Consider the following 26,350-nt stretch of genomic DNA (forward strand, 5'->3'; position numbering starts at 1 on the left):
ACGAACTATAAGCTTTTGATCCTTTACCCTTTATCCTTATTGCTTTTTTAGTTAAGTACAGTAAACGAGGTATCAGAAATGGGTAACATTACATTTGTGAAAGAAAACAAAGAAGTCGTAGCAGCTAACGGCGCGAATTTACGAGAAAGAGCCTTGCAAAACAACATTGATATATACAAACTTTTTGGCAAGATGATGAATTGTGGAGGATACGGACAATGTGGCTGCTGTGTGGTAGAGATTGTTGAAGGTTTGGAAAATTTATCACCCCGTACCGATGCAGAAAACAAATTATTAAAGAAAAAGCCAGAAAATTGTCGTCTTGCTTGTCAAACTTTGGTACATGGTGCAGTCAGTGTAGTAACAAAGCCGTAAAAAAGGATAAACGATGGAGTGTAAAGTCACTCGGACTTAAAGTGGGGAGAAAGCCAGTTTTTATGTGTTTGTACTTGATGCTTCTTTCAACCATAGAATGGTATCCTAAAAGTGTTACCTAGATATCGAAGAGAGGCTGTCTTCCCATGCAAGTTAACGATCTAGGGTTCGTAGCGAGCATTCTGTTCGTTCTCGTTCCCGCCGTCTTTTTAATAATTCTTTACATTCAAACTGCTAGCCGCGAAGGTAAAAAAGATTAGAAAGCAGTTCAAAATTCAAAATTCAAAATTCAAAATTAAGAGAACTGTAGCTAGCAAGTTACCTATAGCAATCCTGTTTAATTTGTGAAATACACGTAGGTAAGGTATTTCCCAACCTATCAGTTATAAGAATCTTTCACGAATGAATTAGGATTGCTAGGGTTGTTTGCTATGTGCAAATTACGGGCGTGACAGCTTAGTAATTTTTTGTAGATCGAATAAAGCCCCTACATTTATAGCGTAGGGGTTTTTATTTATCAACCACCGATTGTTCAACTTTACTTAATCTACTGTTCTTGCCAGCAAAACAGGACAGTTTGCATTAACTCGAACGTAATCAGACAAAGATGCACCCAAAAGTCTGTCTATATCTACTAAACTCTTAGCAATAGAAGGACGGCGATCCGGAGAACCAAGGAGTAGTAAATCTACTTTCCATTCATCTGCCAAGCGACAAATTTCTTCACCAGGTTTACCACTACTTACTACACAACGAACTGGTATACCATATTTTTTAGCTTCTGTAGCGGCGGCGGCTAAAACAGGGCTGTGTTCTGCACTAATTTCATACATTTCAGATGGTTTACCACGCAAATCCGTATTAATATTAGCTAGAATTAACTCTCCTCCTTTAATATCTCGTAGGAAGAATAGAGCTAAAGTCAAGCAATGCTTGGCAGCTTCAGAGTTATCCATTGCCACCATAATCCGGTTAATTCTTTTGACATAAACGTCATCTTTAACCAACAACATGGGGCGAGAAGATAGTTGGAAAACATACTGACTGACGGAGTTCGATAGAATAGATTGGAGGCGTTTGAGTCCTCGCGAACCCATAATAATCAAGTCAGCTTCAATTTCATCGGCGACCTGACAAACCACAGTTTTGGGATCGCCTTGACGTAAAATAGAGGAAACCCGACTGGGATCTAGGTTCAAATACTGAATAGCATTCGCTAAAATTTTGCCGCCTTCTTCCCATTTAGTTGTCATGTTTTCGGCAGTCACTTGATCTGGTACAACGTGCAAAACGGTTACTTTTGCACGTTGAATTGATGGCACATCCTTTAAACTTTTGAGCATCTCTTCGGCGTGACCTAATCCAGAGACAGCTAGCAAAATTTTTTCTATCATCTTAGATCTTCTTGGGGTTCAGGTTACCTAATTTACTGACTGATAGTTAATGGTTATGAGTTAATTATTAGTAGCTGATTGTTCTAACAACCACTAACCACTAACCACTAACATTTCAAGTTATTGGTACCCAGTTTTTGAAAGGATTAACTGGGTTTTTGATGATTTAAGCTTACTATTAATTCTGACCCATGAACTTAATGAATGGTTATTAAATTTATTAGTTGTAATCTATGTTTACTCTTTTTAATTAGAACAAAGGTTAAGTAATGCAAAGAAAACTTGCAAGAATATGATGAATGTTACTTCTATTTTTTACAAAATTTAAAGACTTTTGCCGCACTCAATGCTACTTTGTTAAAGCTAACGCGATCGCTAACATCCTTCTGTAGAGACGCGCTGTGGCGCGTCTCTACATCTTTACAAACTTTTAAGCTGCAACAGCCAAACCATTGTGCTTGAGTAATGGTTCGGTACTCGGTTCGCGACCCCGGAAGGACTTAAAGACTTCCATCGGATGCTGGCTACCACCAAGCGCCAACACTGTATCTCGATAGCGCCTACCTGTTGCTTTTATGGCTGATTCGTTATCAAGACCGGCTTCTTCAAACGCTGCAAAAGCATCTGCACTGAGAACTTCAGCCCATTTATAGCTGTAATAACCTGCTGCATATCCTCCAGCAAATATGTGTCCAAAAGCACATAAGAAGGCATCCTCAGGTAATGGAGGCAGAACTGTTGTGGTTTTAGCGAGACGCGATCGCACATCCTTGGGAGTTTCCGCACCGCCCGGACGGTAACGATGATGCAGTTCTATATCAAGGAGACTGATATGGATTTGTCGCAACATACCAGTACCGGTCATGTAATTCTTTGCTGCCACCAGCTTGTGGTAATAATGTTCTGGCAGAGGTTCGCCTGTCTCATAGTGCTTTGCCATGCCAAACAAAGTTGGTCTGTCATAGCACCAGTTTTCCATAAACTGGCTGGGTAATTCCACCGCATCCCACTCAACATTGTTGATACCTGCAGCCGAAGGATAATCCACCTTTGTTAGCATCAGATGCAAGCCGTGACCAAACTCGTGGAACAGAGTTTCAACTTCGTCAAAAGTCATTAAACTGGGCTTACCATCCACTGGGGGGGTTTGGTTGCAAACCAAATAAGCCACGGGTAAACGAATAGTTGTCACTCCATTTTGCACGACTTTGCCACGGTTAATACAAACATCCATCCACGCACCGCCACGTTTTTCAGCAGGACGGCTGTAGGGATCTAAGTAAAAGTAAGCAATAGGATGACCTGCTTCATCAGCAATTTGAAAATACCTTACATCCTCCTGCCAAATGGGGGCTTGACCATCAGCAGGGGTAACAGTCACACCAAATAATCGATTGACTAATCCAAATAAACCATCAAGAACTTGAGGGAGTGGGAAGTAAGGGCGTAACTCTTCAGCAGTGAAGGCAAATTTTTCTTCTCGCTGACGCTCTGCCCAAAATGGAATGTCCCATTGCCACAAATCCTTTGCTTCTGGTGCTCCTTTAGATGCAGCAAACGCTTTGAGTTCATCCAATTCCTTCAAAGCAGCGTCATAACTGCGAGAACGCAATTCTTCTAACAAAGACTCTACTGCTTTGACGTTAGGAGCCATCTTACTAGCTAGGCTTAATTCAGCATAGGTCTGGTAACCCAGCAACTCTGCAAGTTCTTGACGCAGTTCCAATATGCGCTCAATCAGCGGGTTATTATCCAACTCACCTGATGAAGCACGGGCGATAAAAGCTTTGTACAGCTTTTCCCTTAAGTCCCGTCGGGTACTGTGTTGCATAAAAGGCACATAACTGGGGGCGTCCAAAGTAATGCGCCAAGGACCATTTTCTGTCGTAGCGTTCTCTTCTCCTGCAGAGCGTGCAGCTTGTGCCGCTAAGCTAAGTAAGCTGGGGGGTAAACCATCAATTTCTGCTTGAGTTGTTAAAGTCAAGCTAAAAGCTTTAGTCGCATCAAGCAGATGGTTGGAAAATTTAGTAGATATTTCTGCCAACTCCATCTGAATGGCATTAAAACGCTCTCTTGCCTCTCCCTGCAAGCCAACACCTGCAAGTTCTGCGTCTCGAATAGCAGATTCTACAATACGTTGTTGGGCTGTGTTTAAAGTTGCCCAAGTATCACTGGCGTGGAGTGCTTTGAAAGCGTTGTAAATTGGTTGGCTTTGGCTGAGCTTGTTCGAGAACTGTATCACCTGTGGTTGTACAGTTTCAAACGCTTCGCGCAATTCGGGGCTATTTTTTACACCCATAAGATGACTGACAATACCCCAACTCCAGTACAAACGTTCTGTGAGATTTTCTAGAGGTTCTACTAAACCACTCCATGTAGGCTCAACGTTAGCTTCTAGTGTTACGAGTTCTTTGTCTATTTCTGCCAGCAATTGGTTAAAAGCTGGTACAACCTGCTCTGGTTGTATTTGTGTAAAAGGTGGTAAGCCAGAACCTTTTAGTAAGGGGTTATCGGAAATAATAACTGCTTCACTCATCATTGTGTAAGAGTACCTGGTCAATAAAAGCAAAAAACGACTTTTCTTTCTTGTATCTTCTAATGTAGCCATTGAAGAATGCTATTGCGGGTTTTTCGCAGTTAAAGGTGGCGACAACCGCCTTCCAACAAAAAAAATACTCCAACTTTCCCAACTTGTAGGACTCGCGATCGCCTGTCTTTTAAGATTGTAGATTTATTAATACATTTGTACTAACATAGAGGTGTACTAAATTATTGTCAGAGGCAATAATTATGGCAGTCAAACCAATCCCTGAAGGTTTTCACACTGTTACGCCATCCCTTGTCGTAAAAGGAGCCGCAACCTTAATTGAGTTTCTCAAGCAGGCGTTTGAAGCTCGGGAAATTCGTCGCATCCAAAATCCAGAAGGCTGTATCATCTATGCTGAGGTTAAAATAGGTGATTCGCTCATCATGCTGAGTGAAGCGACGGGTGAGTTTCAGCCAATGCCAAGTTCGATTTATCTGTACGTTGAGAATACTGATGCAACTTACGAAAGTGCGATCGAAGCAGGTGGTACTTCACTGATGGAACCGAAAGATGAGTTCTGGGGCGATCGCCAAGCAGGGTTAAAAGATTTAAGCGGAAATCATTGGTGGATTGCGACGCATCAAGAGGATGTATCCCCTGAAGATTTGTCCGAACAACTCAAAATTTTGTTTGGTGACCAAGCAAAAGTTTAGCCGGACACGTTAGTGATTCTGTGTTTGGAGGAAGCGGTTCTGTTACTGGTGTGAGTCAGAAAGGAATTCAACAGAAAGAACGGTAGATTGATGCAGAATTAACCGATTGCTTTCGGGGTCATAAGCATAAATTTCTCTTCCATGGGATGCAGTTTTTATCTCTCCTGTTGGGGGGTAACCTAATGCAGTTAAATGTGCGATCGCACTCTCCAAGTTCCGCACCTCCAAACACAAGCTCATCTTACTTTTTTCAGAGTTTTCAAATTCAGACGAATCTAAATTTTTTGGTTGGAAAATACCTAGTTTTAAGCCCCTAAGTTGAAATTCTGCATAAACATTTGGAATAAGACTTGTTGGTTGTATACCTAGAAATTGGGTATAGAAACTGACGATAGTGTCAAAATGAACAGTTGCCAGAGTCACAAATGCGTCAGTAAATTGGGGGGGATTCATCGTATTTTTTCCAACCCAGCATATACATTAAACTTTTCGCCTCGCAAAAATCCGATTAAAGCGATTCCAAATTCCTTTGCTATTGACACAGCCAAACTGCTAGGCGCAGAAACAGAACAGACAATAGGAACTCCAGCTGCTGTAGACTTTTGCAAAATTTCAAAACTAGAACGTCCGCTGACCATGACAATACGATCGTTCAAAGGCAATTCCCCGTTAAGCAAAGCTGAACCTATTAGCTTATCTAATGCATTGTGGCGTCCGACATCTTCACGTATGGTTAGCAGTTGTCCTTGAGTATCGAACAAAGCAGCTGCATGGAGACCACCTGTTGCATCAAACACACTCTGGGCTGCTCTGAGTTTATTAGGTAATGTGTAAATGATGTCAGATGCAACTGCTAACCCTGTAGGAATAGGCGAGTAATTACGCAAACGCAAGGCTTCAAGACTGGCTTTACCGCAAACTCCACAAGCACTTGTTGTATAAAAATGCCTTTGTAGCGGCTGTAGATCGGGATTCAATCCTTCTCGAAGGGTAACGTTGACAATGTTGTAGCGTTGTTCTCCATCTACCAAGTTATCTACGCAATAGCTTATGCGTTGGATATCTTCTCTACAGCCAATGACTCCCTCGGTGTAAAGAAATCCAGCAGCGAGTTCAAAATCTGCTCCGGGGGTTCGCATCGTTACCGCAACTGTTTGACGTGGAAATGCAAGGCGAATTTCCAACGGTTCTTCGGTTGCAAGTTGATCGGAACGCGATCGCACTTTACCGTTTTCTATAAGCCAAACAGTGGCTTTGGTTTTGCTTCGAGTTGGCATTATTTATAAACAGTATTGGGACATAAACTGTTGGGTAACACTGCGTAAATGTTCATCTAGACGCTCGAACACCCATTGAGAGATTTCTGTTGGTACACCACCATAAAAAGCTTGAGCAATACCACCTGTAATGCAAGCAATAGTATCACTGTCACCACCAATAGAGATAGCATTGCGGATAGCATCTTCAAAATCAGTGGATTCTAAAAAGGCGATGATGGCTTGGGGAACAGACCCCTGACAAGAAACATCGAATCGGTAATTCGGTCTTATTTGGTCAAGAGTTTGACCGAGATCGTATCCAAAATGAGTTTCTATATAAGACTTGATAGAGTTTTTATTATGACCCATCCGCGCTTGAAAGATAGCAGTTGCAGTTGCTTGAGCACCTTTAATACCTTCCGGATGGTTGTGGGTTACCTCAGCGCTATGCCGTGCTTCTTGTAACACAATATCGAGATCGTTAAAAGCAAATCCAATAGAACTGACTCGCATTGCCGAACCGTTACCCCAACTGTTGTAGGGTTCTCTGCTGCTCGATCCCGCCCACATTTTAAAGGTTCCCCCGTAACCAGCTAAGGGATAGCGACGGTAGTAAGACTTAAATTTATCAATGTATTTGCTGCTGCCAACAGATAAATCCTCGTTCAAGATAGTATCAGCAACCGCAACTGTCAGCACAGTATCATCCGTAAAACGGCACTCACTTTGCAAAAGAGGAAAATCTTTCGTTTTGATATTGTTGGCTTCATAAACAGAGCCAATGATATCACCTGCGATCGCACCTAGCATTTGACTCATTTTCTATTTTAAATCTATCTTTAGGCAGATTGCTTATAGGTTCAATACACCTAAAGATAGATATATCTCCAAGAAAAGCATCTGTGTAGCCTCTCAATGATTGATACCCATTTGATGATAAGAATATTATGGAGAGTTGGGCTCGCTACATTACGTCTACTAGGGTACTCATCATTATGACTGTAGAGCAAAGAACAGGAAAATGTTCAAACCACGTGCATAGTTGCTTTAGTAATAACTAATTATCTGGAGTTGAGATCAAATGCAGTTTTCAGCCACCATTGAATTTCCCTGCGATCCCGAACCCCTGAATTCCCCTTATTATATCAGTCATTACTCAGTTGAGGAATTAACATATCAAGAAATTATGAGACCGGGAAGTGTAATTCGGATGCAAGCCCCTAGAAAGATGGGTAAAACTTCCTTCACTCTCCGCCTTATGAATTATGCTCGCTATCTAGGTTATAAGACTATCTACATCAATTTTGAGCAAGCAGAAGAAGAAGTTTTTACAACTTTAGAGAAATTTTTGCGTTGGTTTTGTGCTAACGCAAGCCAACAATTGCAACTTAATTCAAACCTTAATGAGTATTGGGATGAAGATATAGGTTCTAAGGTTAGCTGTACTATTTATTTTCAAAAATATTTATTACAAACTATTCAAAGACCATTAGTGTTAGTCTTGAATGAGGTTAATTGTATTTTTGAATATCCCCGAATTTGCCAAGATTTTTTTTCTTTACTGCGCTCGTGGCACGAACAAGCAAAACAATGGGAAATTTGGCAAAATCTTCGATTATTTGTAGTTTCTTCTACAGAGTTTTATACTGAATTAAATATTAATGAATCCCCTTTTAATGTTGGATTATCAGTTCATTTACCAGAGTTTAATTTAGAGCAAGTTCAGGATTTGGCACGACGATACGGACTCAATTGGACAAATGAGGAAGGTGTAAAAAATGCACGCTCTTTACAAGCAATGGTGGGAGGACACCCCTATCTCGTGCGATTGGCTATTTACCATTTATTGACTGCTCCAAATCTAAGCCTAGAAAACTTATTACAAGAAGCGCCTACAATGACTGGAATTTATAGCGCACACTTACGCCGACAGCTAGGAATTTTGCAAAAATCCCCAGAATTAGCAGGAGCATTTGGGCAGGTGATTGCTTCTACTACAAGTGTAGAATTAGATCACATATTAGCATACAAGTTAGAAAGCATGGGCTTAGTGAAATTAGTCAGAAATCAGTGTACGGTTTCATGCGATTTATATCGGCAGTACTTTGCGACTCAAAATCTCTGCAAGTGGAATTGGCAAGAACAGATTGAACATTTGCAAAGACAAATTCAAGAATTACAGCGCATATCTATTACAGACGAAATTACCGAACTCGCAAATAAACGTTACTTTAACACTTCTTTGCAAGAACAGTGGCAACAATTAGCTTTAGAAAACAAACCCCTATCTCTGATTTTATTAGAAATCGATGACTTTAAGAGTTATAACACCTCTCACGGTCAAGAAGCAGGAAACGATTGTTTGCGACTTATTGCTAACGTGATTTCCCAAGTTCTTGAAAGTTTTAATGATTCTACTTCGGCAATACCAGCTCGTTACAAAGGTACAGAGTTTGCTGTCATTTTACCAAAGATAACAGCTCCTATAGCTTTAAAAACTGCTGAAAAAATCCGAAAACAAGTCAAAAAGTTAGCTCTTGCTCATGATGAGTCAATCTACGGGCTGACTGCTAGTGTTGTTACTGTTACTCTGGGAGTCGCTTCTATAGTTCCTCAAATGCAACAGTCACCAAGTATTTTGGTAAATGCAGCAGAAGAAGCTCTCAACCATGCTAAAAGAAACGGACGCGATCGCACTTTTGTCAAGAATGATATATAAAGTATCAAGGATTTATATATAGTAAGAAATATACATGGTTATGTCTTAGAAAATTTTTATACTTTATTCTTCTAAAAGCTATCATAAAGGCAAAGACACGCTTGTAAATTCCCTGAGGAAACCCTAATGACAACAACGCTGTCTGCGCCCAATTTTATTGAGTCCCTATTGGGTAAAGAAGCTGAGGACTTGCTCACTCATAAGGCAAAAGTTTCTAAAGATTTATTACACTTACCTGGACCGGACTTTGTAGACCGAGTTTGGCTGAGTAGCGATCGTAACCCTCAAGTTTTGCGGAATTTGCAGACCCTTTATTCTACCGGACGCCTTGCTAACACTGGGTATTTATCGATTCTCCCTGTAGATCAAGGAATTGAACACTCAGCGGGTGCATCTTTCGCGCCCAATCCTATCTACTTTGACCCAGAAAATATTGTCAAGCTAGCGATAGAAGGAGGTTGTAACGCTGTTGCTACAACTCTAGGAGTATTGGGCGCTGTTTCACGCAAATATGCTCACAAAATTCCGTTGATTGTCAAAATCAACCATAACGAACTGTTGACGTATCCCAATCAATTTGACCAGATTCTGTTTGCCTCAGTTGAACAAGCTTGGAATTTGGGTGCAGTTGCAGTTGGTGCAACAATTTATTTCGGTTCAGACCAGTCTACCAGACAAATTCAGGAAATCAGCCACGCTTTTAAACGAGCTCATGAGTTAGGAATGGTAACTATTCTATGGTGTTATTTGCGAAATAATGCCTTCAAGCAAGACCAAGATTATCACCTAGCTGCTGATTTAACAGGACAGGCAAATCATTTGGGAGTAACGATTGAAGCTGACATCATAAAACAAAAACTACCAGAAAACAACAATGGGTATGGAGCCGTTGCCCAAGGTACTGGAAAAAGTTACGGTAAAAGCAGTGAGCGAGTCTATACTGACTTAACCACAGACCATCCAATTGATTTGACACGTTACCAAGTTTTAAATTGTTACTGCGGGCGTGCAGGGCTAATTAATTCTGGAGGGGCTTCTGGTAAAAATGACTTTGCAGAAGCAGTTCGCACAGCTATTATCAACAAACGCGCTGGTGGAACGGGGCTAATTTCCGGTAGAAAGGCATTTCAACGTCCTTTTGAGGAAGGTGTGAAGCTATTTCACCTCATCCAAGATGTCTACCTATCGTCTGAAATAACCGTAGCTTAATTCTGAAAACAGGCATACCGCCCGCGATTGGAAGCTGATTTCCAACAACCTTAACCTTGTAAGTACTTATGTAAGTACTGTGCTTAAAAAGAAGCCCTTCCTAATTTAGGAAGGGCTTCTTCGATGAAAATCAACCTGGCACCGAGCTATTTTAGCAGGCGGCAACCCGCCAACTATCGTCGCCGCATCAATGTTTCACAACTGAGTTCGGGATGGAATCAGAGTGGGACCACTGAGCCATAGGCACCAGGAATGAATGATGAATGATGAATTATGAATGATGAACTTCATCAAAAGGAAGGCTCATCGTGGAATTCAAAACCCTGAAGACTGCACAGAAAAGCGAAACAAGTGTGAATTGTGAATTGAAGAAGATTGTCATCATTCATCATTCAGAATTCATCATTGAGATGAGGTCAAGACCTCGGTCTGTTAGGACAACTTGGCTAAGTACATTACTGCACGTACACCGACTGCCTATGAACAGGTGTTCTACCTGTGACCTTACCTACTTGTAGTAGTCAGAGCACTCATCTTGAGGTGGGCTTCCCACTTAGATGCTTTCAGCGGTTATCCGCTCCGCACTTGGCTACCCAGCGTCTACCACGGGCGTGATAACTGGTACACCAGCGGTGCGTTCCTCCCGGTCCTCTCGTACTAAGGAGGACTCCTCTCAATGCTCTTGCGCCTGCACCGGATATGGACCGAACTGTCTCACGACGTTCTGAACCCAGCTCACGTACCGCTTTAATGGGCGAACAGCCCAACCCTTGGGACGTACTTCCGCCCCAGGTTGCGATGAGCCGACATCGAGGTGCCAAACCTCCCCGTCGATGTGGACTCTTGGGGGAGATCAGCCTGTTATCCCTAGAGTAACTTTTATCCGTTGAGCGACGGCCATTCCATACTGCGCCGTCGGATCACTAAGACCGTGTTTCCACCCTGTTCGAGTTGTAGCTCTTACAGTCAAGCTCCCTTATTGCCTTTACACTCAACGCACGGTTTCCAAGCGTGCTGAGGGAACCTTTGTGCGCCTCCGTTACCTTTTAGGAGGCGACCGCCCCAGTCAAACTGCCCATCTGAAACTGTCTCCCGATTGGATAGACAATCGTGGGTTAGAATCCTAGCTTCGCCAGAGTGGTATCTCACCGTTGGCTCGGTATCCCCCACAAGGGATACTTCAGTGCCTCCCACCTATCCTGCGCAAGCCAAGCCCGGACCCAATTCCAGACTACAGTAAAGCTTCATAGGGTCTTTCTGTCCTGGTGCAGGTAGTCCGTATCTTCACAGACATTCCTATTTCGCCGAGTCTCTCTCTGAGACACCATCCAGATCGTTACGCCTTTCGTGCGGGTCGGAACTTACCCGACAAGGAATTTCGCTACCTTAGGACCGTTATAGTTACGGCCGCCGTTCACCGGGGCTTCAGTCGTCAGCTTTAGGGTTTCCCCCTGACCAACTTCCTTAACCTTCCGGCACTGGGCAGGCGTCAGCCCCCATACTTCCAATTGCTTGTTTGCGGAGACCTGTGTTTTTGGTAAACAGTCGCCTGGATCTCTTCACTGCGACCCACTTGCGTGGGCACCCCTTCTTCCGAAGTTACGGGGCCATTTTGCCGAGTTCCTTAGAGAGAGTTATCTCGCGCCCCTGAGTTTTCTCAACTTCCCCACCTGTGTCGGTTTCGAGTACGGGTTTGATGTTTTCATCACCAACGTAGCTTTTCTTGGCACTATCATTTACAACTCGGCATCCTTAGACACCTCCCAATCCATTCAGGGCGTTGCTATCTTTCATGCGTCTTACGTTGACTCCCACATCAAAGTGAGGGATTGTTCACCCTCTGTCCATCGACTACGCCTTTCGGCCTCGCCTTAGGTCCCGACTAACCCAGAGTGGACGAACCTGCCTCTGGAACCCTTGGGGTTTCGGGGCTAGGGATTCTTACCCTAGTTTGCGCTACTCAAGCCGACATTCTCACTTCCGTCTCGTCCACAGCTGCTTGCCGCTACTGCTTCTACCTACCACGGAACGCTCCCCTACCAGTTAACAATCTCATCACTTAGCATGCAACCTTCTGGAGCGGAGCGAGGGAGTGAAGGAGGGAGGGAGGGAGGGAGGAACTATTCTTCGTTCCCTCACTCTCTCACTCTCTCACTCTCTCCCTCTGTCTTCCAAAAGAGGCTGTATGCTAAATGATGGCTTGCTAAATCCACAGCTTCGGTACATCGCTTAGTCCCATTCATTTTCGGCGCAGGAGCGCTTGACCAGTGAGCTATTACGCACTCTTTCAAGGATGGCTGCTTCTAGGCAAACCTCCTGGTTGTCTTTGCACTCCCACCTCCTTTGCCACTTAGCGATGATTTCGGGACCTTAGCTGGTGGTCTGGGCTGTTTCCCTCTTGACGATGAAGCTTATCCCCCACCGTCTCACTGGTAACTCTCCACTGAGTATTCAGAGTTTATCTCGATTTGGTACCGGTCTCCCAGCCCGCACCGAAATAGTGCTTTACCCCTCAGTTTTTCCGTTACCGCTGCGCCTCAACACATTTCGGGGAGAACCAGCTAGCTCCGAGTTCGATTGGCATTTCACCCCTAACCACACCTCATCCGCCGATTTTTCAACATCGGTCGGTTCGGACCTCCACTTGGTGTTACCCAAGCTTCATCCTGGACATGGTTAGATCACCCGGGTTCGGGTCTATAAATACTGATAACGCGCCCTTTTCAGACTCGCTTTCGCTTTGGCTTCGTCAACAAACTTAACCTACCAGTACCTATAACTCGCCGGCTCATTCTTCAACAGGCACGCGGTCATCCGTTGAATCGGACTCCCACTGCTTGTAGGCTCACGGTTTCATGTTCTATTTCACTCCCCTCAACGGGGTTCTTTTCACCTTTCCCTCGCGGTACTTGTTCGCTATCGGTCACACAGTAGTATTTAGCCTTACGAGATGGTCCTCGCTGATTCACATGGGATTCCTCGTGCCCCATGCTACTCGGGATTCAGCTACTATCCTTAAGCTTTCGACTACAGGACTTTCACCTTCTTTGGTGCAGTATTTCGCTGCTTCGCCTAACCGCTAGATTCGATTTCGCTGTCCCACTACCCCAAAATGCATGCACTTTGGTTTAGGCTCTTCCCCTTTCGCTCACCACTACTGAGGGAATCTCTATTGATTTCTTTTCCTCCAGCTACTAAGATGTTTCAATTCACTGGGTTCGCTCTTTCGTTATTGGGTTGCCCCATTCGGACATCTCCGGCTCACTGCATGCTTCCTGCTCCCCGGAGCTTTTCGTTGGTAACCACGTCCTTCTTCGCCTCTGTGTGCCTAGGTATCCACCATGAGCCCTTCTTCTCTTGACCACTATTGCTGAATGCTAACTGCTCATCGCTAATTTCCATTAGCCATTAGCCATTAGCTTTTAGCTTTTAGCTTTCAGTTACTTTCGCTTCTCTATGCAGTTTTCAAGGTTCTAGCTGGAGCATTTCCAGCAGTCTGATATCTTTGATATCACGGTGCTAGAATTTTTCCATTTCTTTTCTTCCGTTTTTCCGCTTTCAAGCCCCTTTGACTCGTCTTCCTTTTCTGCTTTCTCTGACTCGTCTTTTTTGGCAATTTTCTGCGGTAGGTGGAGGTAAGGAGACTCGAACTCCTGACATCCTGCTTGCAAAGCAGGCGCTCTACCAACTGAGCTATACCCCCAGGAAATTATGAATTCTAAATTCTAAATTCTGAATTGTCAATTCATCCTTCATCCTTCATCATTCATAATTCTTTCAGGTGGGCCATCCTGGACTCGAACCAGGGACCTCACCCTTATCAGGGGTGCGCTCTAACCACCTGAGCTAATAGCCCGAAATCGAACCGAGAATTCTAGTTTGAAAGCTGCTTCTACTTCCGCGCACGACCTAGGATTTCTGAATTATGAATTCTGAATTATGAAGTGTGAATTGTGAATTTCATCATTCATAATTTATCATTCATAATTGAGTTGGTCTCCCTAAAAGGAGGTGATCCAGCCACACCTTCCGGTACGGCTACCTTGTTACGACTTCACCCCAGTCACCAGTCCTGCCTTCGGCATCCTCCTCCACGAATGGTTAGAGTAACGACTTCGGGCACTACCAGCTTCCATGGTGTGACGGGCGGTGTGTACAAGGCCCGGGAACGAATTCACTGCAGTATGCTGACCTGCAATTACTAGCGATTCCACCTTCACGCAGGCGAGTTGCAGCCTGCGATCTGAACTGAGCCGTGGTTTGTGAGATTTGCTTGCTATCACTAGCTTGCTGCCCTCTGTCCACAGCATTGTAGTACGTGTGTAGCCCAGGACGTAAGGGGCATGCTGACTTGACGTCATCCCCACCTTCCTCCGGTTTGTCACCGGCAGTCTTCTTAGAGTTCCCAACTTAATGATGGCAACTAAGTACGAGGGTTGCGCTCGTTGCGGGACTTAACCCAACATCTCACGACACGAGCTGACGACAGCCATGCACCACCTGTGTTCGCGCTCCCTAAGGCACTCCCAACTTTCATCGGGATTCGCGACATGTCAAGCCCTGGTAAGGTTCTTCGCGTTGCATCGAATTAAACCACATACTCCACCGCTTGTGCGGGCCCCCGTCAATTCCTTTGAGTTTCACACTTGCGTGCGTACTCCCCAGGCGGGATACTTAACGCGTTGGCTCCGGCACTACGCGGGTCGATACGCGTAACGCCTAGTATCCATCGTTTACGGCTAGGACTACTGGGGTATCTAATCCCATTCGCTCCCCTAGCTTTCGTCCCTCAGTGTCAGTTATGGTCCAGCAGAGCGCTTTCGCCACCGGTGTTCTTCCCGATCTCTACGCATTTCACCGCTACACCGGGAATTCCCTCTACCCCTACCATACTCCAGTCTCTCAGTTTCCACTGCCTTTATCTAGTTAAGCCAGACGCTTTGACAGCAGACTTGATAAACCACCTGCGGACGCTTTACGCCCAATCATTCCGGATAACGCTTGCATCCTCCGTATTACCGCGGCTGCTGGCACGGAGTTAGCCGATGCTTATTCCTCAGGTACCTTCAACTTATTATTCCCTGAGAAAAGAGGTTTACAACCCAAGAGCCTTCCTCCCTCACGCGGTATTGCTCCGTCAGGCTTTCGCCCATTGCGGAAAATTCCCCACTGCTGCCTCCCGTAGGAGTCTGGACCGTGTCTCAGTTCCAGTGTGGCTGATCGTCCTCTCAGACCAGCTACCGATCGCCGTCTTGGTGCGCTCTTACCACACCAACTAACTAATCGGACGCGAGCTCATCTCCAGGCAGCTAGCCTTTCACCCATGGGCACATCCGGTATTAGCAGCCGTTTCCAACTGTTGTCCCGGACCTGAAGCCAGATTCTCACGCGTTACTCACCCGTCCGCCACTATCTCCGAAGAGACCGTTCGACTTGCATGTGTTAAGCATACCGCCAGCGTTCATCCTGAGCCAGGATCAAACTCTCCGTTTTGAAGTGTTTGTTTAGCTCTTTGTTGAATTTTTCCCTTCAACTACGGGTTTATTCTTTACTTACGCCAAGTAAAAGCTGTATAATTGCTTTCAAACTATAGAATTTTCAAGGTTCGGCACCTTTTGGCGTCGCTCGTTTGTGCGCCCGCCTCATCAGGCACTTTTTTATATTAGCGACCTCACTTCCTACTGTCAACATTTTTTTGAAGATTTTTTGAAAAATTTTTTTGATATGGCCGAAAGCCTCGTAGGAGAAGGGTTTTAGGGTAAAGTAATTTTGACAGAGCTAGAGGAAATTTGAAAGTCGTGAATAAATTAGGAATACTGCCACCAACAATAGTGCTAGAACCGTTACTGCGCGAGTGGTTATTAGAAGATATTGGTCGAGGCGATCGCACAACACAAGCACTGCTTGATGGTGAAGAAGGACAGGCAAATTGGGTAGCGAAAGCCGATGGAGTCATTGCTGGGTTACCCATAGCAGCAAAAGTGTTCAATCTATTGAACGAAAAAATCCATTTTGTGCCAGTTGTGGCTGAAGGCGAAAGTCGAGCACGAGGAGACGTTGTTGCTGAAATCAATGGACCTTTAGATGCGCTGCTTACGGGTGAACGAGTTGCACTTAATATAGTTATGCGTCTGAGTGGCATAGCTACCCTAACAAGGAAATATGTTGAGAAAATAGCTGACCTCCCAACCAAGTTGGTAGATACGCGCAAAACAACACCTGGGTTGAGACTTTTAGAAAAATATGCGATCGCCGTAGGAGGAGCAGTCAATCACAGGATGGGTTTAGATGACGCCGTCATGATCAAAGACAATCACATTGCAGCAGCAGGAGGAATTGGGAAAGCAATATCCCGCATACGCCACCAAATTCCCTATCCCCTAACAATAGAAGTAGAAACTGAAAATTTAGATCAAGTCAAAGAAGCATTACAATATGGTGCGGACATCATTATGTTAGATAATATGTCGGTTGATTTGATGCGTCAGGCAGTTTCCCGTATTCGGCAACATGACAGCCGCGTTAAAATAGAAGCTTCTGGCAACATTACTTTAGAAACTATTCGTCCTGTAGCTGAGACAGGTGTAGACTACATTTCGAGTAGTGCGCCCGTGACCCAATCCTGTTGGTTGGATTTAAGCATGAAAATCAAATAATTCCCCAAAAAATTGTCTGCGAGCAGATAAAACCTATAGTTGGAGAGAAAATCTCTCTCTGGAGTATAAAAATTCATCTATGAAAGCTACACAAGAAAAACTAAAACTGAAATTACAAGAGGCTTTAGCCGCAGCTTTCGGCGCTGAGTATGCGAAAGCAGACCCAATATTAGTACCTGCTAGCAATCCAAAATTTGGAGACTACCAGGCAAATGTTGCATTATCCCTAGCAAAACAGTTGGGACAGCAGCCAAGAGCGATCGCACAACAAATTGTTGGCAAACTAGACCTAACAGGTATTTGCAAACCCCCAGAGATAGCAGGTCCTGGATTTATCAATCTCAAGCTAGAAACAGAATACCTGGTAGAACAGCTCAAAGCCATTCAAGCCGATCCGAGACTGGGAGTAGCACCAGCTAAGAATCCCAAGCGAGTTATTGTAGATTATCCCAGCCCAAATATTGCTAAAGAAATGCACGTAGGGCATTTACGACCGGCAATTATTGGAGATTGCCTTGCTCGAATTGTAGAATTCATGGGTCATGAAGTTTTGCGGATCAGTCATGTAGGTGACTGGGGAACACCCTTTGGAATGTTGATTGCTTATTTAGAAGAAGCATATCCGGAAGCTTTAACAACCACTGAAACGCTCAACCTAGGCGACTTATCCTCATTTTACCGAGAAGCAAAAAAACGGTTTGATGCAGACGAAGATTTCCGCAAAGCAGCACACCAATCAGTTGTCAAACTACAAGCTGGTGACGAAAAAACTTTACTAGCGTGGAAAATTGTCTGTCAACTCTCCAGCAGAGCATACCAAGTCATATACGATTTGTTAGGAATTGCTCCCTTTATTGAAAGGGGGGAGTCTTTCTATAACGCTTTACTACCCCAAGTAGTAGAAGAACTTGATAAACAAGGTCTGTTGGTAGAAAACCAAGGAGCAAAATGCGTTTTTCTTGACGGTTTTACAAATAGGGAAGGCGAACCTTTACCTTTAATTGTGCAAAAATCCGATGGAGGTTACAACTACGCGGCTACAGACTTAGCAGCAATTCGCCACCGGGTTCAGGTCGAGAAAGTGCAACAAGTCATTTATCCAGTAGGTGCAGAACAAACCAACCACTTCGCCCAAATTTTTCAAGTAGGAAGAAAAGCGGGTTGGATTACAGACAATGTCGAGTTCGTTCACACCCCCTTTGGTTTAGTACTTGGAGAAGATGGTCAAAAATTGAAAACTCGTTCTGGGGAAGCAGTAAAGTTGCGAGATTTATTAGATGGAGCGATCGCTCACGCTCGTAAAGATTTAGAATACAGACTCAAAGAAGAAGGACGGCAAGAAAAAGAAGAATTCATTGCTGACGTAGCGCAGATAGTTGGCGTTAGTGCTGTTAAATATGCTGACCTTAGCCAAAACCGTACCAGTAACTATATTTTTAGTTATGAAAAGATGTTAGCTTTAAAAGGCAACACGGCACCATATATGCTCTATGCTTACGTCAGAACTCAAGGCATTAGCCGTGAAGGTAACATTGACTATGACAAACTCAGAGCAGATGTACCAATTATTCTGCAAGAAGAATTAGAACTGAATTTAGCAAAACATTTGTTACAGTTAGATGAAGTCCTGGCTGAAGTTGAAAAAGATTTGCTGCCAAATCGGTTGTGCGAGTATTTGTATCAGTTGAGCCAAAAGTACAATCAATTCTTTGAAAATTGCCCAGTTCTGAAATCTGAAGAACCCGTGCGAACATCGCGACTCATACTGTGTGACGTGACAGCTAGAACTTTGAAGCTTGGATTATCCTTACTAGGAATCAATGTTTTAGAGAGAATGTAAAAAAAGTCAACATTTTTTGCATTCTTTGCGACGCCTGGTGCTACAACGGGGGAAATCCCCCACAGTTGCCTTAACTGCTGGCTTTGGAGTTCCCACGGAGTAGGTATAGGTCACAAAGGAGCAACAGGTGTAACACGCACGGGAATCTCAGTCGCTTCCTCAATCTGAACCGCAAATGTTTGTAAAAAAGTTGCACTCACTTGTTTGAGAGTTCTTGTTGAATAAGGAAGAGATTCGGTATCATTACCTCGTGCTTCTAATTGATGAACTAATGGTCGAGGACGTGTAGGAGTATTCAGTTGAATTTCATCTGGCTCTAAGTGCTGTACTAAATCAATGTAAGCAAGGCGTTCTTCCAAAGACCAAGGAAATAAGATCGTAGTTTGGATAGTTAGGCTTCCTTGGTACTCTTGGTGAAATTTTTCCAGCCCAGCTAAAATAGACGATAGATCTACACCCTCTACATGGCGATTAACCCTTTGCAATTGCTCTAATAAAATAGCATCTAACTTAGCTGCAACCGTATCTGCTAGGGTAAGAGCCGATCGCACTTCTGAACTGTTGAGCAAAGTGCTATTTGTTAACACAACTGTAGGTCGTTGCGTTATCTCTTTAACAGCGGTAAGAATTTCTTCTAAATTTAGTGCTAGAGTCGGTTCGCCACTCCCGCTTAAAGTCACAACATCAAATTCCCAAGGTTTAAAAGCTTGTAAGTCCCGAACAATTTGCTCTGTAGGAACAAATATTTGACGCTTGATGGTGCGAACTTCGATCTCCCCGAGTTGACAGTAAGCACAATTGAAAGAACAAGTTGAGATACAACCAATAGGATCGATGCCAAGCGATCGCCCAAACCGCCAAGATTTTACAGGTCCGTAGACAGAAGCGAACGGTAGAGTTAAATTAGACATAATATGTGATACGTATTTATTCCATAAGCGATTAAAATTTTACTCGCATTTTTAATATTTGCCTTTGGCGTGTACGTCAATATTTATTCTCTCCCCTCCCCCCGTATTTTGTTACTCAGTTAGATCGGCTAAGATAGCAAAGCAAACGTGAACTGTAACAGAATAGGGAAACTCCGGTGCAAGTCCGGGGCTGTGCCGCAGCTGTAAACGAATTTTAGATTTTAGATTATTGCCATCTAAAATCCAAAATTGCGTTAGCCAGAACGCCTATTTATTACCTGCTCACTCTATTTCCTGCGTAGCACGGGAAGGGAGCCTTATAACTGGATGCTGACCACCAATACTCCAAATCACTTTTATTCAGAATCTTCAACTGCTCAAAGTCTAAAACTGTTACCCCTACCAATACAACGTCCTTTGTTAATGGTTGGACACGGTACTAGGGATGAAGAAGGAAGACAAGCTTTATTAGATTTTGCGACTCTTTACCAAGCTTTAGATACATCACGTCCAGTTTTGCCTTGCTTTTTGGAACTGACTGTTCCTTCCATTCAGCAAGGTATAGACCAATGTGTGGCACAAGGTTACACTGAACTGACGGTATTGCCCATACTGTTATTTGCTGCACGCCATAATAAATTTGATGTCACAAATGAACTCGATCGTGCTAAATCCCGACATCCACAGTTAAAGTTTCACTACGGGCGTCATTTTGGCATTACTCCTGTAATTGTAGATCTGTGGCGATCGCGTCTAGCTGAACTTGACAAACCCGAACACAACCCCGAACAAATATCGCGTTCTGATACCGTTCTCTTATTTGTTGGACGTGGTTCGAGCGATCCCGACGCTAATGGAGACGTATGCAAACTCGCTCGCATTCTTTGGGAAGGAAGCGGTTACTCCACCGTAGAAACCTGCTTTATTGGCATTACCCACCCCAGGTTAGAAGAAGGATTTTCCCGCGCACGGCTTTATCAGCCCAAACGCATTATCGTTTTGCCATACTTCCTATTTACAGGGGCATTAGTAAAAAAGATATTTAATATCACCGCTCAACAGCAAGAGCAACATCCAGATATTTCCATAACTTGTCTACCAGAGATGGGATTACATCCAGTTCTCCTGTCCGTACTGAGAGAAAGAGAAATTGAAACTCAACTAGAACAAGTACAAATGAATTGTGAGATGTGTAAATTCCGTCTATCTGCTTTAGCAAATAACAAACACGAGCATTCCCACACTCATGACCACCATCACCACCATCACACTGACGACCATACCCATCCACCCGAAGATCCTTATGCAGATATAGAAAAGTACCATCAAAAAATTTGGCAAGCACCATAATATGGCTAATGGCTAATAGCTAATGGCTAATGGCTAATGGTGAGTCCAGTGCTACAGGCGGGTTTCCCGCACCCTGGCAACTGGCGAACAAGGGAGGGCGTATAGCCCTGCGGGCATAGCCTTCGGCATCGCGGAGCGTGCGCTTTGCGCTTAGCGTGTGCCTTGCACATAGCATTTTCGCTACTGAGATACAAGGGAGGGCTAATGGCTAATAGTTAGGCTAATAGTTAATAATTAGTGGACAATTAGCAATTAGCCATTAGCAATTAGCCATTAGCAATTAACTCAACATTATGTCCAAAGAATTTGCTGTAGGTAGTAAAGTACGCATTGTATCACTACCACCTTACGTAAAAACTGCCGAACCCATGCCCATGCTGCGCCCTCCTGATGTTATTCGCATTGGGGAAGAAGGTATAGTTATTGACCGTCGTCCTGGTGGATACTGGGGTGTTCGCTTTGCAAGGGGCGCTTTTCTCCTTGATAGTCAGTACATTGAACCTGTAGAGACTGCTTCGGAATCTTGAGACTCTCAGAATGGCGACCAGAAATTGTAAACTTATATTAAGTTGTGTTTCTGGTATAAATCATTATGATTTCTCGCCGCACTTTTTTGAACATATTATTTGCTAGCTGTTTTGCTATCATCAGTTGGTTGAATTTTGCCCCAGTTGCTAATGCCCTTGGTGGCAAACTTCCAGTCATTAATCAACCGGCACCTGATTTTACACTGCCAACCAATACTGGTGATGGCAAACTTTCTCTCGCCGAGCTACGTGGTAAGTGGGTGGTACTTTACTTCTATCCCAAAGATTTTACTCCTGGCTGTACTATAGAAGCCCGTCGCTTTCAGCAAGACTTGCCAAAGTATCTCCAAAAAAACGCTCAGATTGTTGGTGTAAGCGCTGATGATGTCAATTCTCATGCTGAATTTTGTGATTCAGAAGGTTTAAAATTCCCCTTGTTGGCTGATACCACTGGTGCAGTTAGCAAAGCCTACGGTTCCTGGATGAGCTTTGTGTCAGTACGCCACAGTTTTATCATCGATCCAAATGGTGTCTTGCGCGAGACTTTTGTGAAAGTGAATCCTGCTACCCATAGTAAAGAAGTTTTCGCTCGACTTGAAGAGTTGCAAAAAGCAGCGTAAAGGGTAGAAGTCGTTTGTATTGGAACTAAATTGCTATGCTTACTGTCGCTAACAGTTAGATCTTCAACGACCTTCTGCCTTTTGCTCTGAAAGTTCGGCTTTTAATACATAAAAAAGCCGAAAAAACAATCTGTAAAAAGATAGATGTAAATAAAAGGAAATGTCAGGGAATATAGAATAAAAATGGATTTATATTTAAAAAACGCTTGAATTACCGTATCAGACTATAGCGGTAATAAAGCCTTAAATGTTAAGAGTAAGTCGCTTGCACCAACAAAGTTCACACCAACTCTCTTCACATTCAGTGGTTGCACGGGCTGCAAGTGCGATCGCTGCTAGCTTTGGTTTATTGGTATTTATTGGCTGGTGGTTGAATCAAAAGTGGCTGACATCGTTCCTCTCTTTCGGTACGGGAAGTATGGAGGTTGATACAGCAGTTTGCTTCTTTTTATCTGGTATATCTCTATGGCTGTCCTTAAAAGAAGAAAGAGACAAAAAAGAGACAATTGCTCTGACTGTCATTAGTAAAGTCTGTGCGATCGTAGTTCTAACAATTGGTTTGTTGAGAGTCAGTCACTACGTATTCCACTGGGATTTGAGAGTGGATGCACTGCTGCATAGCGACTTCCTAAATGGTTTGGGGGTAATCCATTGGGAAGGGATGGGCATAAATACAGCACTAAACTTTATAGTTCTTGGCAGGGCTTTGGAACTGGTGAATCAACCCAAAACCCGTCGCAACTATTGGTATGCCCAAGTCTTTAGCCTTATCGCTGCTTTAATATCCCTACAGGTTATTATTGGGTATGCTTACGGAGTCAGTATATTATACAGTTTTCCATCCCAAGATGAGGGAATGGCACTGAATACTGCACTGATAGTTACAGTGCTTTGCGTTGGGATTTTAGCCGTTCATCCCAATGAAGGGTTGATGCGGTTAATAACTAGCGATACCTATAGTGGTGTGCTAGCACGTCGATTACTGTTAGCGGCGATCGCAGTCCCTTTAGTCCTGGGATGGATCGCTTTACAAGGGTTGAGAGCAAGGTGGTATGAACCAGAATTGGCGGTATCCTTGCTTGTGGTTGTCCTAATTGTCAGCTTTTGTGTATTGATATGGGAAAGTGCAGCGGCTTTAGAAAAATTGGGGAAGCAACGCGATCGCGTCCAACAAGCTCTGAAGGTCAATGAAGAAAAACTCAGTAGCTTTGTAGATTCTAACGTTATTGGCATTCTCTTTGGCGATATTCACGGTCGCGTCCGCAACGCTAACGACGAATTTTTGCGGATGATTGGCTATACAAGAGAAGATTTACAAGCAGACAAAATTAAATGGACTGATATTACTCCGCCAGAATATTTACCTTTAGATGCAGAACGGATTTCTGAAGCGATCTCCAAAGGAGCTTGTACACCTTACGAAAAAGAATATATTCGTACAGATGGGAGCCGCATACCAGTTTTGGTTGGTTATACCTTAGTTGGAGAAAATCGAGAAGAATCCGTTGCATTTATTCTAGATTTAAGCGTTCGCAAGCAGGTAGAGCAAGCATTACGGCAAAGTGAAGAACGGTTTCGATTAGCACTAGATAATATCCCAGATGTTTTTGCTATCTACAATGGTAAACGGCAATTAGAGTTTGTTAATGCCGCAGCATTACAGCGTATTAAGAAGCCAAAAGAAGAAATAATTGGTAGAACAGACGAGGAACTCTTTCCACCAGACGTGACAAAACCTTACCTTTCCACTTTGATTCAAGCGCAGGAAACAAAAACGTTACAAAAAATAGAAGTCGTAATGAACTTACCTGATTACGGAGAATTTACGACAGAAATAAAATATTTACCGCTATTAGATAAAAAGGGAAACATCGAACAAATTCTGGCTTTTACAAATGATATTACAGAACGCAAACAGGTAGAAGAAACGCTCCGCAACCAACAAAAATGGCTGGAAGATTTGCTCAATCTTATGCCAATGCCAATGCTGTTGATAGAACCGGGAACTGCAAAAGTGACTTTTGCAAACGTTGCGGCTGATAAAGTGGCTGGAGGCAAATTTCCCAAAGCAGAATCGCAGGAAGATTACAAAACATACTATTATGCCACTGATGCTGCGGGAAATCCCATTCCACTAGAGGAAGCACCTGGGGTGAGAGTGGCTCGCGGCGAACGTATTGAAGGATTTGAATTGGATTGGCATACACCAGTAGGGATTCGCTCGCTACTGATATTTGCCGATACTTTACCAGCTATGCACGGTTATCCTGCAACCTGTGTTTTGGTGTTTCAAGAAATTACTAACTTAAAACAGGTGGAAAAAGCACTGTCGCTGGGTTACAAGAGACTTCAGCTATTGTTTGGTACAGCCAGCGATTTACTCTCAAGCCAACAACCTGTAGCACTTATTGATAGTTTGTTTAAAAAACTTGCACAACAAATTCGCTTGGATACGTATTTTAATTATTTAGTTTATGAGGATAAACAGATTTTACAGCTAGCATCTTATACAGGGGTTTCTGAAGAACAAGTCAAAGAAATTGAGTGGCTGGAATTTGGTCAAGGAGTGAGTGGAACGGTATCGCAACAACGCCAACCAATAGCCTTAGAAAACGTACAGCAATTAACTGACACAAAAACAGAATTTCTCCGCTCTATTGGAATTACGGCATATTACAGTTATCCTCTCATAGCTCAGGGACAGCTTTTAGGAACTCTTGCTTTTGGCAGTCTTACTCGGGTGAAATTTACCCAAAATGAAATGGGGATGATGCAAGCAGTTTGCGATCAAATTGCTATTGCAATGGAACGTGCAAAGCTCATAGCTTCTTTGCAACAGCAAACAGAGCAACTCAAAGAAGCAAATCGCATGAAAGATGAATTTTTGGCAATTCTATCTCACGAATTGCGATCGCCCCTCAATGCAATTCTTGGTTGGACGCAGTTGTTGCGTTCTCGACGCCAACTTGATGAAACCAAAGTATCAAAAGCATTAGAGACTATTGAGCGCAATGCCAAAGCGCAAACACAACTGATAGAAGATTTGTTAGATATTTCGCGGATGATTAGAGGCAAATTACGCCTTAATGTTCGTCCTTGCAACCTAGTGTCTATTATTGAAACTGCACTGGAAACAGTTCGTTTAGCAGCTGAGACAAAAGAGATCGATTTAAAGTTTTATGTTTTAGGGGAGACAGGACAGGAGACTGGCGATCGGGAAGAAAATACGCAGAAATTTCGCAACCAAGCTAGTTGCTTAAATATGAAGGGGGCTTCCTACAATGACATTCGTAACCCATCACTCACTTCTCTGTCCCCAGCCCTCAGTTCCCAATTTACAGTCATTGGTGATAGCGAACGATTGCAACAAATTATATGGAATTTACTATCCAATGCCATAAAATTTACATCTCAGGGGGGTCATGTTGAAGTTCGCTTGTCAGTTGTAAAGCATAAGGAATCGTTGCGCGACTTAAATTCCCAATTCCCATTGTCCTATGTCCAAATTCAGGTTAGCGATACGGGTATTGGTATTTGTCCTGATTTTCTTCCATACGTCTTTGACCGTTTTCGTCAAGCTGATAGTTCTACAACAAGATCTTTTGGCGGATTGGGTTTGGGATTAGCAATTGTCAGTCATTTAGTAGAACTACATGGTGGGATCGTGAGTGTAGAAAGTCCCGGTAAAGGACAAGGTACTACTTTTACAGTCAAGCTACCCCTTTTGGGTAAGAAAGATGAGGAAGACAGGGAGATAAGGGGACAAGCAGATAGGGAGACAAGGGGAACTTTTACCGCCACACCCTCCCTCCTGGGTATTCGGGTACTTGTTGTAGATGACGAAACGGACACCCGTGATTTTTTAAGTATCGTGTTGCAACAGTGTCAAGCTGAAGTCAAAGCAGTGGGATGTGTACGGGAAGCGTTAGAAGTGATTGCACAATGGAGACCGGATGTTTTGGTAAGCGATATAGGTATGCCAAATGAAGATGGTTATACCCTGATTCGTGAAGTGCGATCGCTCGAACGGACTGGCAAAATTCCGCTTTCCGAACAAGGTGCAAAAATTCCGGCGGCTGCATTAACAGCTTACGCTCGAACAGAGGACAGATTGCGAGCTTTACAAGAAGGTTTTCAAATACATTTGCCCAAACCCGTTGAACCTGCGGAGTTAGTCACAGTCGTTGCAAGTTTAGCTGGACGAACTTAACACTTGCTTGAGAGCAATTCTATTTGAAAAAAATAGCTCT

At 43.6% G+C, this 26,350-nt stretch carries 17 protein-coding genes, 2 tRNA genes, 3 rRNA genes and 1 riboswitch; of the genes, 11 read left to right on the top strand and 11 right to left on the bottom strand.

Annotation, left to right across the window (positions count from 1 at the left end):
* Nucleotides 1-78: 78 nt before the first annotated feature.
* Together AB0756_RS12280 and psbM are read left to right on the top strand one after the other, a co-directional pair.
* Complete coding sequence (locus AB0756_RS12280) at nt 79-375, top strand: 2Fe-2S iron-sulfur cluster-binding protein (protein WP_038082692.1); 297 nt, start codon at nt 79-81, stop codon at nt 373-375.
* Nucleotides 376-521: 146 nt separating this feature from the next.
* On the top strand, nt 522-635 hold the full coding sequence (gene psbM / locus AB0756_RS12285; protein ID WP_017746279.1) for a photosystem II reaction center protein PsbM: 114 nt from the start codon (nt 522-524) through the stop codon (nt 633-635).
* A gap of 282 nt (nt 636-917) precedes the next feature.
* Here the strand turns inward: psbM and AB0756_RS12290 are convergent, their stop codons facing one another.
* On the bottom strand, nt 918-1,769 hold the full coding sequence (locus AB0756_RS12290; protein ID WP_038082694.1) for a universal stress protein: 852 nt from the start codon (nt 1,767-1,769) through the stop codon (nt 918-920).
* A 430-nt stretch (nt 1,770-2,199) separates the two neighbouring features.
* A complete protein-coding gene (locus AB0756_RS12295) occupies nt 2,200-4,305 on the bottom strand; it encodes a M3 family metallopeptidase (RefSeq protein WP_038082710.1) in 2,106 nt (701 codons plus the stop codon).
* A gap of 254 nt (nt 4,306-4,559) precedes the next feature.
* On the opposite strand from AB0756_RS12295, the gene AB0756_RS12300 reads away from it, so the two are divergent.
* Nucleotides 4,560-5,009: a VOC family protein gene (locus tag AB0756_RS12300; protein ID WP_038082696.1), complete on the top strand. Its 450-nt coding sequence runs from the start codon at nt 4,560-4,562 to the stop codon at nt 5,007-5,009.
* 42 nt (nt 5,010-5,051) lie between these two features.
* Here the strand turns inward: AB0756_RS12300 and AB0756_RS12305 are convergent, their stop codons facing one another.
* From AB0756_RS12305 to AB0756_RS12315, 3 genes are read right to left on the bottom strand one after another with little or no spacing between them, the layout of a single operon-like run.
* Nucleotides 5,052-5,462, bottom strand: a complete 411-nt coding sequence (locus AB0756_RS12305; RefSeq protein ID WP_038082698.1) for a VOC family protein — start codon at nt 5,460-5,462, stop codon at nt 5,052-5,054.
* On the bottom strand, nt 5,459-6,286 hold the full coding sequence (fdhD, locus tag AB0756_RS12310) for a formate dehydrogenase accessory sulfurtransferase FdhD (RefSeq protein WP_038082699.1): 828 nt from the start codon (nt 6,284-6,286) through the stop codon (nt 5,459-5,461). The genes AB0756_RS12305 and fdhD overlap by 4 nt, the downstream gene beginning before the upstream one ends.
* A 3-nt stretch (nt 6,287-6,289) precedes the next feature.
* Nucleotides 6,290-7,078 carry an ADP-ribosylglycohydrolase family protein gene (locus AB0756_RS12315; RefSeq protein WP_038082701.1) on the bottom strand — a complete coding sequence of 263 codons (789 nt, stop codon included), beginning with the start codon at nt 7,076-7,078 and terminating at the stop codon, nt 6,290-6,292.
* A 271-nt stretch (nt 7,079-7,349) separates the two neighbouring features.
* On the opposite strand from AB0756_RS12315, the gene AB0756_RS12320 reads away from it, so the two are divergent.
* Together AB0756_RS12320 and AB0756_RS12325 are read left to right on the top strand one after the other, a co-directional pair.
* Complete coding sequence (locus AB0756_RS12320) at nt 7,350-8,987, top strand: AAA-like domain-containing protein (protein ID WP_167844593.1); 1,638 nt, start codon at nt 7,350-7,352, stop codon at nt 8,985-8,987.
* 126 nt (nt 8,988-9,113) lie between these two features.
* Nucleotides 9,114-10,196 (top strand): class I fructose-bisphosphate aldolase, encoded by a 1,083-nt coding sequence (locus AB0756_RS12325; RefSeq protein WP_038082704.1) that lies wholly within the window; start codon nt 9,114-9,116, stop codon nt 10,194-10,196.
* A 133-nt stretch (nt 10,197-10,329) separates the two neighbouring features.
* Here AB0756_RS12325 and rrf read toward each other — a convergent pair.
* The 5 genes from rrf to AB0756_RS12350 form a co-directional block, all read right to left on the bottom strand.
* Nucleotides 10,330-10,447, bottom strand: a 5S ribosomal RNA gene (gene rrf, locus AB0756_RS12330).
* A 161-nt stretch (nt 10,448-10,608) separates the two neighbouring features.
* Nucleotides 10,609-13,559: ribosomal RNA gene (locus tag AB0756_RS12335) — 23S ribosomal RNA — on the bottom strand.
* Between the two features lie 267 nt (nt 13,560-13,826).
* A tRNA-Ala gene (locus AB0756_RS12340) sits at nt 13,827-13,899 on the bottom strand.
* A 79-nt stretch (nt 13,900-13,978) separates the two neighbouring features.
* Nucleotides 13,979-14,052 (bottom strand) — tRNA-Ile (locus AB0756_RS12345).
* A gap of 148 nt (nt 14,053-14,200) precedes the next feature.
* Nucleotides 14,201-15,689 (bottom strand): 16S ribosomal RNA (locus tag AB0756_RS12350).
* Together the 16S, 23S and 5S rRNA genes with 2 tRNA genes alongside form the textbook arrangement of a ribosomal RNA operon.
* Before the next feature lie 305 nt (nt 15,690-15,994).
* Between AB0756_RS12350 and nadC the strand changes: the two genes are divergently transcribed.
* Both nadC and argS read left to right on the top strand, forming a co-directional pair.
* Nucleotides 15,995-16,852, top strand: coding sequence for a carboxylating nicotinate-nucleotide diphosphorylase (gene nadC / locus AB0756_RS12355; protein ID WP_038081796.1), 858 nt, complete (start codon nt 15,995-15,997; stop codon nt 16,850-16,852).
* A gap of 79 nt (nt 16,853-16,931) precedes the next feature.
* Nucleotides 16,932-18,692: an arginine--tRNA ligase gene (argS, locus tag AB0756_RS12360; protein ID WP_038081798.1), complete on the top strand. Its 1,761-nt coding sequence runs from the start codon at nt 16,932-16,934 to the stop codon at nt 18,690-18,692.
* 110 nt (nt 18,693-18,802) lie between these two features.
* Here the strand turns inward: argS and AB0756_RS12365 are convergent, their stop codons facing one another.
* Nucleotides 18,803-19,603, bottom strand: coding sequence for a radical SAM protein (locus tag AB0756_RS12365; RefSeq protein ID WP_038081800.1), 801 nt, complete (start codon nt 19,601-19,603; stop codon nt 18,803-18,805).
* A gap of 121 nt (nt 19,604-19,724) precedes the next feature.
* A riboswitch (cobalamin riboswitch) is annotated at nt 19,725-19,892 on the top strand.
* A gap of 38 nt (nt 19,893-19,930) precedes the next feature.
* Here AB0756_RS12365 and AB0756_RS12370 point away from each other — a divergent pair.
* The 4 genes from AB0756_RS12370 to AB0756_RS12385 all read left to right on the top strand — a co-directional run bounded on the left by AB0756_RS12370 (nt 19,931) and on the right by AB0756_RS12385 (nt 26,310).
* Nucleotides 19,931-20,953, top strand: coding sequence for a sirohydrochlorin chelatase (locus AB0756_RS12370; RefSeq protein WP_038081801.1), 1,023 nt, complete (start codon nt 19,931-19,933; stop codon nt 20,951-20,953).
* Between the two features lie 293 nt (nt 20,954-21,246).
* Nucleotides 21,247-21,480, top strand: a complete 234-nt coding sequence (sipA, locus tag AB0756_RS12375; RefSeq protein WP_038081802.1) for a regulatory protein SipA — start codon at nt 21,247-21,249, stop codon at nt 21,478-21,480.
* Nucleotides 21,481-21,545: 65 nt separating this feature from the next.
* Entirely contained in the window at nt 21,546-22,100 is a 555-nt protein-coding gene (locus tag AB0756_RS12380) for a peroxiredoxin (RefSeq protein ID WP_038081803.1), read from the top strand.
* A 247-nt stretch (nt 22,101-22,347) separates the two neighbouring features.
* Nucleotides 22,348-26,310 carry a hybrid sensor histidine kinase/response regulator gene (locus AB0756_RS12385; protein ID WP_038081805.1) on the top strand — a complete coding sequence of 1,321 codons (3,963 nt, stop codon included), beginning with the start codon at nt 22,348-22,350 and terminating at the stop codon, nt 26,308-26,310.
* Nucleotides 26,311-26,350: the final 40 nt, after the last annotated feature.

The organism is Tolypothrix campylonemoides VB511288_2 (assembly GCF_045999855.1).
GTDB lineage: Bacteria > Cyanobacteriota > Cyanobacteriia > Cyanobacteriales > Nostocaceae > Scytonema > Scytonema bouteillei_A.